Here is a 13,213-nt window from a genome sequence, read left to right as displayed (position 1 = left end):
GTGATCACGGTGGTTGAAGCGTTCGACGCCGTCGACGTCATCCGCATGAAACGGGACCGCGAGACGCTGTCCCCCGAGGCCATCGACTGGGTGATCGACGCCTACACGCGCGGCGCGGTCGCGGACGAGCAGATGTCCGCGCTGGCCATGGCGATCTTCCTCAACGGGATGGACCGAACGGAGATCTCGCACTGGACCCAGGCCATGATCGATTCGGGCGAGCGCATGAACTTCGGGGAGCTGTCCCGCCCCACGGCGGACAAGCACTCCACGGGTGGCGTGGGGGACAAGATTACGCTGCCGCTCGCCCCGCTCGTCGCGAGCTTCGGGGTGGCCGTCCCGCAGCTGTCCGGGCGGGGGCTCGGGCACACCGGTGGGACCCTGGACAAGATGGAGGCCATCCCCGGGTGGCGTGCGGATCTGAGCAACGCCGAGATGATGGACATCCTGGACACCGTGGGCGCGGTGATCTGCGCCGCCGGAACCGGCCTGGCCCCCGCGGACAAGAAGCTCTACGCGCTGCGTGACACCACCTCCACCGTGGAGTGCATCCCGCTGATCGCCTCCTCGATCATGTCCAAGAAGATCGCCGAGGGCACCGGAGCCCTGGTCCTAGACGTCAAGACCGGCCCGGGCGCGTTCATGAAGGCGGAGGAGGACGCTCGCGAACTCGCGCGCACCATGGTCGAGCTCGGCAAGGACCACGGCGTGGACACCGTGGCCCTGCTCACCGACATGTCCCGCCCGCTGGGGCGCACCGTGGGCAACGCCCTGGAGGTGCGCGAATCGGTCGAGGTGCTGGCCGGGGGTGGCCCGAGCGACGTCGTGCGCCTGACCGTGGCGTTGGCCCGCGAGATGCTCGCGGCGGCCGGCGTGCACGACGCGGACGTCGAGGAGGCCCTGCGCGACGGCCGCGCGATGGACACGTGGAAGCGCATGGTCGCCGCCCAGGGCGGGGACCCGGACGCCCAGCTGCCGCAGGCGGAGCACACGCAGGACGTGCTGGCCGAGACCTCGGGCGTGCTCATCGAGATGGACGCGATGTCCGTGGGCGTGGCGTCCTGGCGACTGGGTGCTGGCCGCGCCCGGCAGGGCGACCCCGTCCAGGCCGGCGCCGGCGTGGAGATCCACGCGGTGCCCGGCGAGCGCGTGAGTAAGGGCCAGAAGCTGTTCACCCTGCACACCGACACCCCCGACCGCTTCGAGCGCGCGCTCGAGTCCCTCCACGGCGGCGCCACGATCGACCCCGATGCCGCCGAGGGCACCGGGGCGCGCGACGACGTCGTGCTGGATCGCATCGCCTGACCCACCGTCCGACCGCAACGACGACGCTCGGGGACCGGGCGTCGTCGCCCCACCGTGGTGCATTGTCACCGCGCCGCACCACCCCCGCGAGGAGAACCGCATGATCACCCGTGAAGAACTGGCCGCCATGGTCGACCACACCCTGCTCAAGCCCGAGTCCACGGCCGATCAGGTCGCCGAGCTCGCCCGGGAGGCGGGTGAACTCGGGACGTACTCCATCTGTGTCTCCCCGTCCCGGCTGGACGTGGACCTGCCCGAGGGGGTCAAGCTCGCGACCGTGTGCGGCTTCCCGTCCGGCGCGCACCCCGCCCAGGTCAAGGCCGCGGAGGCAGCCGTGTCCGTGGCGAACGGCGCGGACGAGGTGGACATGGTCATCAACCTGGGCCTCGCCGTCGCGGGGGACTGGGACGGCGTGCGCGACGACATCGAGGCCGTGCGCGCGGCGTGCCCCGCGCCCGCGGTGCTCAAGGTGATCATCGAGTCCGCGGCCCTGACCGACGATCAGATCGTGGCCGCGTGCCGCGAGGCCGAGGCCGCCGGCGCGGACTTCGTCAAGACGTCCACGGGCTTCCACCCCGCGGGCGGGGCGTCGGTCGAGGCGGTGCGCCTCATGGCCGAGACCGTGGGCGGGCGCCTGGGCGTGAAGGCCTCCGGCGGGATCCGCACGACCGAGGCCGCGCTGGCCATGATCGACGCCGGCGCCACGCGCCTCGGGCTGTCCGGGACCCGCGCGGTGCTCGAGGGGCTCGATTCCTGATGAACGACCAGCTGCTCGAGCGGGTGCGGCAGTGGGTCGAGCACGACCCCGATCCCGCGACCCGCGACGAACTCACCGAGCTGTCGAACGCCGCCGCCTCCGGTGACGAGCCCGCGCTCGCCGAGCTCGACTCGCGCTTCTCCGGACCGCTCGTGTTCGGCACCGCCGGGCTGCGCGCGGCCGTGGGCGCGGGGGAATCGCGGATGAACCGCGCGGTCGTGATCCGCGCGAGCGCAGGGCTCGCCTCCTTCCTCACGGAGCGCGTGGGGCCCGCGCCCCTGGTCGTGGTCGGGTGCGATGCGCGCCACGGTTCCGAGGACTTCGCCGCCGACGCCGCTGCGGTCTTCTCCGCCGCCGGATGCCGGGCCGTGCGGTTGCCGTCCCGGCTGCCCACCCCGCTCGTGGCCTACGCCGTGCGACAACTGGGCGCGGACGCCGGCGTCATGGTCACCGCGTCCCACAACCCGCCCGCGGACAACGGGTACAAGGTCTACCTGGGTGGTCGCGCGGTGGGCTCCGACGACGAGCGCGGCGTGCAGATCGTGCCCCCGGACGACGCCCTGATCGCTGAGCACATGGCTGCCGCCCCTCCTGCAGATCGCGTTCCCCGGGACTCCTCGCGTGTTTCAGCCGCCGACGCCGATCTGGTCGCCAGCTACATCGAACGCGCCGGGTGCCTGCGCGACCCCGAGGCCCGTTCCGAGATCTCCATCGCGCTGACCCCCATGCACGGCGTGGGCCTGGACACCGCGCTCGCCGTACTGCGTGGCGCCGGTTTCGAGCGGGTCTCCGTGGTGGCCGAACAGGCCGAGCCGGATCCCGACTTCCCGACCGTGGCCTTTCCCAATCCGGAGGAACCCGGGGCCATGGACCTGCTCGTGGCACTCGCAGCGGACCAGGACGCGGACGTCGCGATCGCCCTGGACCCGGACGCGGACCGCTGCGCCGTCGCCATCCCCACGGGCGCGGGTACGGGCGATCCCGCACGTGACTGGCGGCGACTGAGCGGCGACGAGCTCGGCGCGTTGCTGGGGGAGAACGCCGCAGCGGATCCCGATCGCGCGGGGGACACCCTCGCGTGCTCGATCGTCTCCGGGCGGTTGCTCGGGCGGATCGCCGAGCACCACGGGCTCTCGTTCCGTCAGACCCTCACGGGGTTCAAGTGGATCGCCCGCACCCCCGGGCTGCGTTTCGGGTACGAGGAAGCCATCGGCTATTGCACCGATCCCAGCGCCGTGCGTGACAAGGACGGGATCTCCACGGCCGTGCGGGTGGCCTCCTACGTGGCCGCTCTCAAGGACCGGGGCGCCACGGTGCAGCAGGAACTGGACCGGCTCGCCACGCTCCACGGGCTCTACGCGACCGCGCCGTTGACGTTCCGGGTGGCGGATCTCTCGCTCATCACCCGCGGGCTGGACCGGTTGCGGGAGAACCCGCCGCGGGAGATCGCGGGCTCGTCCGTGGTCGAGTACACGGATCTGTCCAAGGGCGGGCCCGAGATGCTGCCCACCGAGGGGATCCTCATCCGCACCGAGGCCGATGACCGCGTGATCGTGCGGCCCTCCGGGACCGAGCCCAAGCTCAAGTGCTACCTCGAGGTCGTCCTCCCGGTTCCCGAGGGCGGTACCGTTCCCCGCGAGGAGGCCGCCGCGCGGCTCGAGCGGATCAGTGAACAGCTGCGGGAGGTCGTGGGGCTCTGAACTCCTCGTACGGCGTGCACCGTGGGGTACGCCCCTATATACACCGGGGCATCCACCATGGGCTGCGCCGCGGGATCTGCTGCGGGCTACGCACCTAATCGCCTCTCGGGTCTCACCGCGGGTCTCACGTGTCGACGAGGGTCGCGTAGACCACGAGGTTCTCGTCGAAGGTGCCGGTGGCGGGGTCGTAGCCGTCGCACGTGATGAGCCGCAGTTGCGGGTCCGTCGTGTTGCCGTAGACGCGCATCGTGGGGAAGGCGTTCTTGGCGTAGCGTTCCGCGTGCGTGACCCGGAACTGGGCCTGCGTTCCATCTGCACGGTGCACGCGGATCTCGTCCCCCGGCGTCAGGGCGTGCAGGTCCGCGAAGACGCCTGGCCCACCGCCCGTGGCGTTCACGTGGCCCAGCACCACGGCCGGTCCCGGCCGCCCCGGTGCCGGTGAACCCCGGTACCACCCGGCCGGCGAGCCGGGTCCTTCCGGGGGTACCTCGAGGGTGTGATCGGGGCGCAGGCCGAGCTGCATGAGGTCCTGGTCGAGCCCGATCCGTTCCACGACGAGTCGTGACGGCGGGGAGACCGGAGCCCCGGCCGGAAGTGATGTGGCCGGGCCCGAGGACCGGGGCGAGTGCGTCGGAATGGGTGATGCGCTGGGTTCGCGCGCCTCGGAGGCCGGGGAAGCGGCGTCGTCCGGGGCGGCCGCCCGGGCAGTGGGGGCCGCGGCGTCGTCAGGCGCGCGGGATTCGGAGCCCTGCGCATCGGGGATCCGTGCTTCGAGGCCGGGTGCGTCCGAGACATGCGTGGTCGCCCCTGCTGTGGGCGCTGCTGGTGTTCCGGCGGTGTCACCGGAGCACCACAGGGCCAGCACCACGACGAGTCCCGCCACCACCAGGGAGAGGTGACGGGACTCGCTGCGGTGCTTGCCCATGAAGGCGTCTACCGGTCAGCTGCGCTGGGTCGCACGACGCCGCAGGCCCAGGGCCGCGGCTCCGGCCGCGAGCAGGCCGAGCACACCCACTCCCGCGACCGCATTGAGATCGGCATTCTCGGCCGGGGTCGTGACCCCGGTGTCGGCGGGGCCTTCGGGCATCGCCATCTGCGAGGACACGAACTGGCCGCACGCGATCGGTACGTCCGTGGCCAGGGGCAGCGCCGGGTTCATCGGGTTGACAGCGCTCGTCGCCGCAGGCGAGAGGGCTGCGGGATCGGCGCCGTGCACGTTGATCACCGCGTTGCCCGATTGCAAGGCCTGCAACGTGGCGGGGTCGAGCGTCACCGTGCGCTCGTAGTTGTACGCGCCCCCGGTCGGGTAGCGGTCGGCGACGGCGCCCGACGCCGGGCTGACGTCCCCGGCGGTGGTCAGTGAGACGGCGATAGCCCCGGCGAAGGGCTTGCCCTCCATGGAGTCCACCACGCCGTCGCCGTTGGCGTCCGCGGTGGGCGGTGCGCAAACGCCCTGGCCGCCGATGTGGATGTGCTGGGCGTGACCGTAGGGCATCCCCTGCAGCAGGGCGGGCGCGCCGGCCACGTTGACGGTGATCGTGGCCTGGTCACCGGTCACGTCCACCATGGCGGTACCGGCCGCCGTGCTGTTGTTGACCGGAGCCAGTTGCGCTTGGAAGGACCAGGAATCGGCCGCGGTGGCGGGGCCTGCGGCGAGCGCCAGTGCCCCCAGGGTGAGAGTGGGAAGGGCGAGGAGAGCGGACTTCTTCATGACGATGGCCTTTCGGCTGGATGGGTGCGGGGCCGAACTGTGAGGCGATTCACAGCCTACTGTCTATTTCGGAGGCCGACCAGGATCCATGCAAACGACAAACTTCGCCTGACCTGGGACGACCGTGAGAGACCACCCGGCCCGCACGGCGTGGGCCGGGATCCCGCCGGCCTCTTATGACGCACAATCCCCCGCTCGGGCTACGCGGCTCCAGTCGTGTTCGTACGACCCGGCGCGTTCAAGGATTCCTGTAGGGCCGTGGGCCAGGGGGTCGGCTGCAGCCCCTCCGTGGTTGTGAGCTGTCCAGGGCGTAGTCGAGCTTGTGTCCGCCAGAGGTAGCGCTGGGCGTGAAGCTCTCGGACCGTGGGATCGACGCGGGATCCGACCGCCAGAACCCATTCGGGAACGCTGGAGATGTGGGTCTTACGGTGCAGCGAGGCGCCGACGTCCTGGGCCACTCGTCGACACGACCGAGGTTCCGTGGTGGGGGCGTGGAATATGGGGTCGCCCGTGGCTGTCCATGACGAGGGCAGCGTGTCGAAATGCGTTCCGGCATGGATCATGGCAGCCGCCAGGTCCGGAAGGTAGCTCCAGGAGTGGGGTGCGTCGAGGTCTGCCGGCACCCATGCTCGTCGTCCCCGCGCAAGAGGGCGAAGCATCGTCAGCGTCGCGACCGAGCCGTCATTGGCCGTGGGGCCGAAGAAGTCCGAGGCCACGATGCTCGCCGTCCGTGCATCGTGGCGAGATCGAGCCTCGAGCAATTCGGCGCGGACATCCCCCAACGGGGTGCACGGCGCGATCGGGTTTCCCTCTTCCAGGTCGGCGGCGGCTCGGCCGAACGCGTAGACGGATTCGGGAAAGATCACGGGCACGCCCATGGCCGCTGCGACATCCATGACCGCCCGCTCGCGGTGGGGAAGTTCCCGGCGCCAGGCTCGATGGTCATAGGGTGCGTGGATGCAGTGGTGGACCGCGGCCGCCCCCTCGAATTCCCGGGCCAGCGTCTCCTCATCGAGGGCGTCGGCGACCACCGTTCGCATGCCCGGCATGGGGGCGTCGGACCGACGGATCACGACGACCTCGGCGCCCCTCTCGGAGAGTGCATGAACAAGAGCTGAGCCGACCTGTCCCGCCCCGATGACAATATGTTTCATCTCGCACCCGTTCCTAAATGAGAGCGGTGCTCTCGTTTACGACGACAGTATCCCCAGGAGGGTGTGGAAGCAAGAGCACTGCTCTCGTTTCATGGCAGAATGCTTCTATGACTGCACAGAAACCCGGGCGTCGCGCCCGAGCACGCGCCGAAATGGAGGCCGCCATCCTGGCCACGGGCCGCCGGCAGCTGGCGGATCGGGGGGCGGCGGCGCTGTCGCTCCGGGAAGTCGCGCGATCCATCGGTGTCGCGAGTTCCGCCGTCTATCGCTATGTGGAAAGCCGCGATGCGCTATTGACCCTGTTGGTGGCGGACGCCTACACACAGCTCGCCGTGGCCGTCGAGGCCGCCTTGAAGCAGATCGAGGAGAGGGACGGTGGGAAACGGCTGTCTGTCCTGGCCTTCGCCATGCGCGAGTGGGCTCGGTCCCACCCGGAGCAATGGGGGTTGATCTACGGTGCGCCCGTACCCGGGTACGAGGCCCCCTCGGAGGCGACGAGCGCGCCCGGCACACGCGTCATGTCACAGATCCTGGCCATTGCATGCACGGCTGATCCAGGTGATGTTCGAAGTGCTCCCGAGCTGCGCGATTACCTTCTCGCCGGGAGCGCGGACCTTGGTCAGGCAGCTGCTCCGAGCGCGGCCCTGTTCGCCGTGCGTGCGTGGTGCACCATTGTGGGGACCATCAGTATAGAAATCTTCGGTCAACTCGGTCCGGAGCCTCGCAGCGACCCATCTCTGGGCCACGCCATCCTCGCTTCCCAGGTCGATGAGCTGTCACGGCACTTTCATACCAGCTAGCACGCCCGGGAATCGCCTCGGCAGGGCGACCCATGTGTGACGGAAATCTTCGCACGCAAACCGTGCGCCGTGGGACCTCCCGATTGGTGCCCTGCATTGAGCTGCAGTTGGGACGAAAGCTACCCGCAGTTGTCGCGCTACGCGTGTCGAATGATTTCGAGGGAGATCTTGCGCGCAGAAACGCTTTTCGTCATGAGCGTGGTACGTGACGGGCTCAGCTTATCTCCAGCGAGCACGGCTTCGCATTTGTGCAACAGCGAGGAGATCTGTGCCTCCGCTAGCGATAGTTCCTCTGGCTTCATGGGGCGAATATAGGCCATGATGTCCCTCAGTGGATGCGTCGCCACGGGCTCAATGTGGGAACGCGCGGGCTATGGACCAGGGTGCCTTGCTCCAGGGTCGAACCGGTTGCGCCGCTGAGCTATTAGCCGTGCTTGCGCGCCCAGCGCAAATAGTGGCGCGTCGGGCGAGAAAGGTCCACGTACTCGCGTAAGTGCGAATAGAAATTGCCTTCTTCTTGGTTGTACTCCTCGACCCATTCCCGGCCGGCCGGGTTCTCGGCTGGGCAGTTCCCGGTAGCACGTTTCACCAAGGCCTCACGGGGTGCATCTAGTTGCGGCGCCAGAAACCTAAGGAGTCGGCTCTGCTCTTTCACCTGTTCCTCGAGACGCCGGTACGTCTCGCTTCTCTGGCGAAGAACCGTCTCGTCTCGCTGAGCAATTTCTACGTTCCGCCTCTCCGTTGGGCCCGGGGGTACCCCGAATCGGTGCGAGTTGCGGGCCAATTCCCGCGTTCTCGCCGCTACCTTGGCGGAGTGGGCTCGCTCCAAGTTCCATCGATTCGTTTGCTTACAAAGCTCGATGAGCTTCAACCCCGTGTCTTGAACTGCGAGGCGGTGCTCCCGGGATCTCTTGTGCTGGTCAAGAATTGCATTGCCGAAGAAGCCAATGCCAGCGCCCAACAGTGCTGCCCCTATCGGAACTCCCACCGAGATCAGCATCTGGAAGTGGAAGAGATCGCCCACCGTTTCTGCATGCATATACGTAAAGTAATTCACCGGTGGACTCCATTGCGGCGTTGTCCCTACACGCCCCGACTCAGCCCATGGACCGCATGAGGCCGTGGTGGGCCAGTTCTTGGACGAACTTCCGGGACCGAAACGCGCTGCCCCTGTCCTAGTGGACCACGTACCCGTCCGCCTGACAGCGTCGGGCTGCCGTGCCGCGCAGTGCCATGACAGCAAGGGACGCCTTCATGCGGGAGTCGATGGAGTAGTCGGTGATGCGGTTGGAGTACACGTCCTTGACTGCGTACAGATAGAGCTTGCCCTCCCTGGGGCTCTGCTCGGTAATATCGCTTGGCTACAGCCGGTTGTGGACCTGCGCGGTGAAGTCCCGGCCCGCCAAGTCATCGTGCAGGGTCGGGCCGGCCCTTCAGCAGACCCCCTAATCTAGCAACCGGGTGTGCTTTTGAGCTCTCGGGTCTGCTGGGATTCGGCCGAGGTGTCACCAGGTGTGGTGTTGTCCTCGATGTTGGTCTTGCGCAGCCAGTTTTGCAGGCAGAATTCCGAGATGCCGAAGTCCTTGGCGATCTAGGCCAGCGGAGCTTCTCGCTTGCGGGTCACGGTGACTACGTCGTGGCAAAACTCGTCGGGGAAGGGCCTAGGCATGGAAACATCCACACCGTGAGGAAGCATCCTCACAAGTCAGGAGTCAAGGAAAACCGGGGCAGTCCTCATCCTGAACCCACCGTCACCCCACCCCCGCACACGACAAAAGGGCCCCGGAACCATAAAGTTCCAGGACCCTTCTGTCATCCATCTACCGACTCATCTGTCAATGACGACCCGACTCAGGACACTGGGCGGAAGGTAAGGGATTTGAACCCTTGGTACGGGGTTACCGCACACTGGTTTTCAAGACCAGCTCCTTAGGCCGCTCGGACAACCTTCCAGTGTCGCGCGCTCCCGCGGCGGCGCGGGTGAACGAATCGCCATTATTCCATGCGCCGCGCCCGGGGGGCCAATGCCCTCGGCGCGGTGCAGGGAGGGAGGGGTGCGGTGGTGCGCCCCTGGCGCGGGTGATGCCGCTGCGGGAGAATGGGGTACAACGCCGTCGTCAGAGAAGGAAGTGCCATGCGAGCAGTACGCGATGTCCGATCGGGGGGGCCGGAGGTCCTCGAGGCCGCGGAGACCGCCGAGCCACAGCTGATCCCAGAGGGGGTCCTGATCGCCGTGACCGCCGCGGGGCTCAATCGCGCGGACGTCATGCAGCGCAACGGCAACTACCCCGTCCCGCCGGACGCCACGGACATCTTCGGCCTGGAGGTGTCGGGCACGGTCGTGGAACTCGGGGCGGACGTCCCGGAGGCGGCGGGTCTCGCGGTGGGCGACAGCGTCGTCGCCCTGGTGGACTCGGGCGGCTACGCCGAACGCGTGGTCGCGCCGTGGCGGCAGGTCCTCCCGCTGCCCGACGGTGTGGACCCGGTCGCCGCGGCGGGGCTGCCCGAGGTGGCAGCGACCGTGTTCTCCAACGTGTTCATGGCCGCCGCGGCCCGGGAGGGGGAAACCCTGCTCGTCCACGGCGGAGCGGGCGGGATCGGGACGCACGCGATCCAGGTGGCCCGCGCCCTGGGGCTTACGGTGCTGGCGACCGTGGGCACTGACGAGAAGATGCGCGTCGTGAGCGAGCTCGGCGCCACGCCCATCAACTACAAGGACGGGGACTTCGTGGACCGGGTCCACGAACTCACGGACGGCCACGGCGCGGACGTGATCCTGGACGTCGTCGGCGCCAAGTACCTCGACCCCAACCTCCGGGCCGTGGCGACGAACGGGCGCATCGTGATCATCGGGATGCAGGGCGGGATCAAGGGCGAACTCAACGTGGGACGGTTGCTCAACAAGCGGGCCGCGGTGATCGGTACGACCCTGCGGGCACGCCCGGCGGACGAGAAGGCGCGGATCATGGCGGCGGTGGGCGAATACGTGTGGCCGCTCGTGGCGTCCGGACAGGTGCGCCCCCTGGTCGCGCGCACGTTCCCGCTCGACCAGGTGCGTGAAGCGCACGAGTACTTCGACAGCGGATCGCACGTGGGCAAGGTGCTGCTGACCGTGTGATCGGGGTGCCCGCGACAGGGTGCCAATGCCGGGACAATGTGGTCCCGCTCGCATACACTCGTGCCAATAATCTCACGCTTCTGCCAGCGTGTTGGCACGAGATCCGGAGCCTTCCCCATGAGCACCACACATCAGCAATCGGCGGGCGCACCCCGGCCCGCGGGCGAGGGTCGCACCGACCTTCCCCTCAATCACGTGGACCCCGAGGTCCTGGAACACGAGCAGACTCGCTGGACCCCGCTGCGGATCGTGATCTGGGTGGGCATCGCCCTGCTGGGCGCGATCGCATGGGCCATGATCGCGTTCGCGCGTGGTGAGTCCATCAACGCCATCTGGTTCGTCTTCGCGGCGGTGTGCAGCTACTTCATCGCGTACCGCTTCTACTCCAAGTTCATCGAACGGAAGCTGACCCGCCCGGACGACCGTCGCGCTACGCCGGCGGAGTACAACGCCAACGGTAAGGACTTCATGCCCACCGACCGGCGGGTGCTCTACGGCCACCACTTCGCGGCCATCGCCGGCGCGGGCCCGCTCGTGGGTCCGGTGTTGGCCGCCCAGATGGGCTACCTCCCCGGGACCATCTGGATCATCGTGGGCGTGATCCTGGCCGGTGCGGTCCAGGACTACCTGGTGCTCTTCTTCTCCATGCGCCGCGGTGGCCGTTCCCTGGGTCAGATGGCCCGTGAGGAGCTCGGCGTGGTGGGCGGGTACGCCGCCATCATCGCGACCTTGGCGATCATGATCATCATCGTGGCCATCCTCGCGCTCGTGGTGGTCAATGCCCTGGGCGAGTCGCCGTGGGGTGTGTTCTCCGTGGGGATGACGATCCCCATCGCGCTGTTCATGGGTGTCTACCTGCGGTACTTGCGCCCGGGCAAGGTCATGGAGGTCTCGATCATCGGGTTCGTCCTGCTCATGGCCGCGATCGTTGCCGGTGGCTGGGTCGCGGGCACGGACCTCGGCGCCCAATTGTTCACCCTGGACCGCGTGACCCTCGCGTGGTGCGTGATCGTCTACGGTTTCATCGCGGCCGTGCTACCCGTGTGGTTGCTGCTGTCCCCGCGCGACTACCTCTCCACGTTCATGAAGGTGGGCACCATCGTGCTGCTCGCGGCCGCCATCGTGGTGGTGCGCCCCGAGATCACAGTCCCCGCGGTCAGCGAGTTCGCGGGCCGTTCGGACGGGCCCGTGTTCGCCGGTTCTCTGTTCCCGTTCCTGTTTGTGACCATCGCGTGCGGTGCGCTCTCCGGGTTCCACGCCCTGATCGCATCCGGGACCACGCCCAAGATGATCGAGAAGGAACGCCAGACCCGGTTCATCGGGTACGGCGGCATGCTCATGGAGTCCTTCGTGGCCATCATGGCGCTCGTGGCGGCGGTGTCGATCGACCGCGGCATCTACTTCGCGATGAACTCCTCCCCGGCGGCCACCATGGGCACCGTGGAGGGCGCCGCGGCGTTCGTGAACTCGCTGGGTCTCTCCGGCGTGCACGTGACCCCGGAACTGCTGCAGGGCACCGCGGACGCCGTGGGCGAAGAGACCATCATCTCCCGCACGGGTGGCGCACCCACCCTCGCGCTCGGGCTGTCGCACATCATGCACCAGTGGCTCGGCGGGGCCTCCATGATGAGCTTCTGGTACCACTTCGCGATCATGTTCGAGGCCCTGTTCATCCTTACCGCGGTGGACGCCGGCACGCGCGTGGCCCGCTTCATGCTCACCGACACCCTGGGTAACTTCATCCCCAAGTTCCGCGACGCCGATTGGCGCGCGGGTGCGTGGCTTACCACGGCCATCATGGTCGCCGGCTGGGGATCCATCCTGATCCTGGGCGTCACGGACCCGCTGGGCGGTATCAACACGTTCTTCCCGCTGTTCGGCATCGCCAACCAGCTGCTCGCGGCCATCGCGCTCGCGGTGTGTCTGGCCATAGCGGCCAACCTGCACCGCTTCAAGTACCTGTGGATCATCCTGCTGCCGCTCGCATTCGACGTCCTGGTTACCGTCACGGGGTCCTGGCAGAAGATCTTCTCCCCGGATCCCAAGGTGGGCTACTGGGCCAACCACTTCGCGTTCAAGGACGCACTGGCCCAGGGACAGACGAGCTTCGGGACCGCCAAGAACGTGGAGGCCATGGAAGCGGTCGTGCGCAACACGTTCGTGCAGGGCACCCTGTCCATCCTCTTCGTGGTGCTCACGATCATCGTGGTGATCATGGCCGTCGTGGAGGCCGTCAAGGCGTTGCGCGGGCACGAGCGCCGCACGCACGAGGACCCCTACGTGGAGTCCCGCTTCTACGCGCCGTCGGGTCTGGGAGCCACACCCTCCGAGAAGGCCCTGGCCAAGCAATGGGACGCGCTGCCGATCGAGCAGCGCACCCCCACGGGCGGAGGACACCACTGATGTCGGGCGCGGCGCAGATCCCGGTGCTCGCCCGCGTCGGCTCGTGGTGGCGCGGCGCGTTGCGCTTCGGCAACGGGGTGCTCGGTGCGGACAAGTACGAGCACTACGTGCAGTACCACCGGGCCTCGGGGTGCGGGACGCCGCTCATGACGGAACGCGAATTCTGGCGGGACTACCAGGACTGGCAGGAGGCGCACCCCGAGGGCCGTTGCTGCTGAAGCGGTACCATGGACTGCTGCCCGCGGGTGGCGGATCGGAAAGGGGT

At 68.3% G+C, this 13,213-nt stretch carries 10 protein-coding genes, 1 tRNA gene and 1 pseudogene; 7 read left to right on the top strand and 5 right to left on the bottom strand.

The features are described from left to right. Window positions 1-9: 9 nt before the first annotated feature. From HBK84_RS10105 to HBK84_RS10095, 3 genes are all read left to right on the top strand, one after another. A complete protein-coding gene (locus tag HBK84_RS10105; protein WP_167319195.1) occupies window positions 10-1,305 on the top strand; it encodes a thymidine phosphorylase in 1,296 nt (431 codons plus the stop codon). A 100-nt stretch (window positions 1,306-1,405) separates the two neighbouring features. After that, on the top strand, window positions 1,406-2,062 hold the full coding sequence (deoC, locus tag HBK84_RS10100) for a deoxyribose-phosphate aldolase (RefSeq protein WP_035960579.1): 657 nt from the start codon (window positions 1,406-1,408) through the stop codon (window positions 2,060-2,062). Further along, complete coding sequence (locus tag HBK84_RS10095) at window positions 2,062-3,762, top strand: phospho-sugar mutase (RefSeq protein ID WP_167318808.1); 1,701 nt, start codon at window positions 2,062-2,064, stop codon at window positions 3,760-3,762. Before deoC ends, HBK84_RS10095 begins: the two co-directional genes overlap by 1 nt. Before the next feature lie 124 nt (window positions 3,763-3,886). On the opposite strand, the gene HBK84_RS10090 is transcribed toward HBK84_RS10095, so the two are convergent. The 3 genes from HBK84_RS10090 to HBK84_RS10080 form a co-directional block, all read right to left on the bottom strand. Then, window positions 3,887-4,687 carry a class F sortase gene (locus HBK84_RS10090; protein ID WP_167318807.1) on the bottom strand — a complete coding sequence of 267 codons (801 nt, stop codon included), beginning with the start codon at window positions 4,685-4,687 and terminating at the stop codon, window positions 3,887-3,889. 15 nt (window positions 4,688-4,702) lie between these two features. Next, window positions 4,703-5,473, bottom strand: a complete 771-nt coding sequence (locus HBK84_RS10085) for a CHRD domain-containing protein (RefSeq protein ID WP_167318806.1) — start codon at window positions 5,471-5,473, stop codon at window positions 4,703-4,705. A gap of 200 nt (window positions 5,474-5,673) precedes the next feature. Next, a complete protein-coding gene (locus tag HBK84_RS10080; RefSeq protein WP_167318805.1) occupies window positions 5,674-6,627 on the bottom strand; it encodes an NAD-dependent epimerase/dehydratase family protein in 954 nt (317 codons plus the stop codon). A gap of 107 nt (window positions 6,628-6,734) precedes the next feature. On the opposite strand from HBK84_RS10080, the gene HBK84_RS10075 reads away from it, so the two are divergent. Continuing rightward, complete coding sequence (locus HBK84_RS10075) at window positions 6,735-7,427, top strand: TetR/AcrR family transcriptional regulator (protein WP_167318804.1); 693 nt, start codon at window positions 6,735-6,737, stop codon at window positions 7,425-7,427. A 1,100-nt stretch (window positions 7,428-8,527) separates the two neighbouring features. Here HBK84_RS10075 and HBK84_RS12905 read toward each other — a convergent pair. Together HBK84_RS12905 and HBK84_RS10070 are read right to left on the bottom strand one after the other, a co-directional pair. After that, window positions 8,528-8,860: pseudogene (locus tag HBK84_RS12905) on the bottom strand (DDE-type integrase/transposase/recombinase); the annotation flags it as partial. 431 nt (window positions 8,861-9,291) lie between these two features. Beyond that, a tRNA-Ser gene (locus tag HBK84_RS10070) sits at window positions 9,292-9,379 on the bottom strand. Between the two features lie 182 nt (window positions 9,380-9,561). On the opposite strand from HBK84_RS10070, the gene HBK84_RS10065 reads away from it, so the two are divergent. The 3 genes from HBK84_RS10065 (at window position 9,562) to HBK84_RS10055 (ending at window position 13,166) form a co-directional block, all read left to right on the top strand. Next, a complete protein-coding gene (locus tag HBK84_RS10065; protein ID WP_144998962.1) occupies window positions 9,562-10,545 on the top strand; it encodes an NAD(P)H-quinone oxidoreductase in 984 nt (327 codons plus the stop codon). 117 nt (window positions 10,546-10,662) lie between these two features. Next, a complete protein-coding gene (locus HBK84_RS10060) occupies window positions 10,663-12,948 on the top strand; it encodes a carbon starvation CstA family protein (RefSeq protein ID WP_144998964.1) in 2,286 nt (761 codons plus the stop codon). Next, a complete protein-coding gene (locus tag HBK84_RS10055; RefSeq protein ID WP_064846287.1) occupies window positions 12,948-13,166 on the top strand; it encodes a YbdD/YjiX family protein in 219 nt (72 codons plus the stop codon). The genes HBK84_RS10060 and HBK84_RS10055 overlap by 1 nt, the downstream gene beginning before the upstream one ends. Window positions 13,167-13,213: the final 47 nt, after the last annotated feature.

Origin of the sequence: Kocuria sp. KD4, from assembly GCF_011769905.1 — a bacterium.
Classification (GTDB): domain Bacteria; phylum Actinomycetota; class Actinomycetes; order Actinomycetales; family Micrococcaceae; genus Kocuria; species Kocuria marina.
Note: the sequence above shows the minus strand (reverse complement) of the source record. Positions and strands in the feature narration are given on the sequence as shown.

Coding starts and splice junctions, on each gene's coding strand:
- HBK84_RS10095 (WP_167318808.1), top strand. CDS start 2,062: ATGAACGACCAGCTGCTCGAGCGGGTGCGGCAGTGGGTCGAGCACGAC.
- deoC (WP_035960579.1), top strand. CDS start 1,406: ATGATCACCCGTGAAGAACTGGCCGCCATGGTCGACCACACCCTGCTC.
- HBK84_RS10075 (WP_167318804.1), top strand. CDS start 6,735: ATGACTGCACAGAAACCCGGGCGTCGCGCCCGAGCACGCGCCGAAATG.
- HBK84_RS10060 (WP_144998964.1), top strand. CDS start 10,663: ATGAGCACCACACATCAGCAATCGGCGGGCGCACCCCGGCCCGCGGGC.
- HBK84_RS10090 (WP_167318807.1), bottom strand. CDS start 4,687: ATGGGCAAGCACCGCAGCGAGTCCCGTCACCTCTCCCTGGTGGTGGCG.
- HBK84_RS10055 (WP_064846287.1), top strand. CDS start 12,948: ATGTCGGGCGCGGCGCAGATCCCGGTGCTCGCCCGCGTCGGCTCGTGG.
- HBK84_RS10085 (WP_167318806.1), bottom strand. CDS start 5,473: ATGAAGAAGTCCGCTCTCCTCGCCCTTCCCACTCTCACCCTGGGGGCA.
- HBK84_RS10065 (WP_144998962.1), top strand. CDS start 9,562: ATGCGAGCAGTACGCGATGTCCGATCGGGGGGGCCGGAGGTCCTCGAG.
- HBK84_RS10080 (WP_167318805.1), bottom strand. CDS start 6,627: ATGAAACATATTGTCATCGGGGCGGGACAGGTCGGCTCAGCTCTTGTT.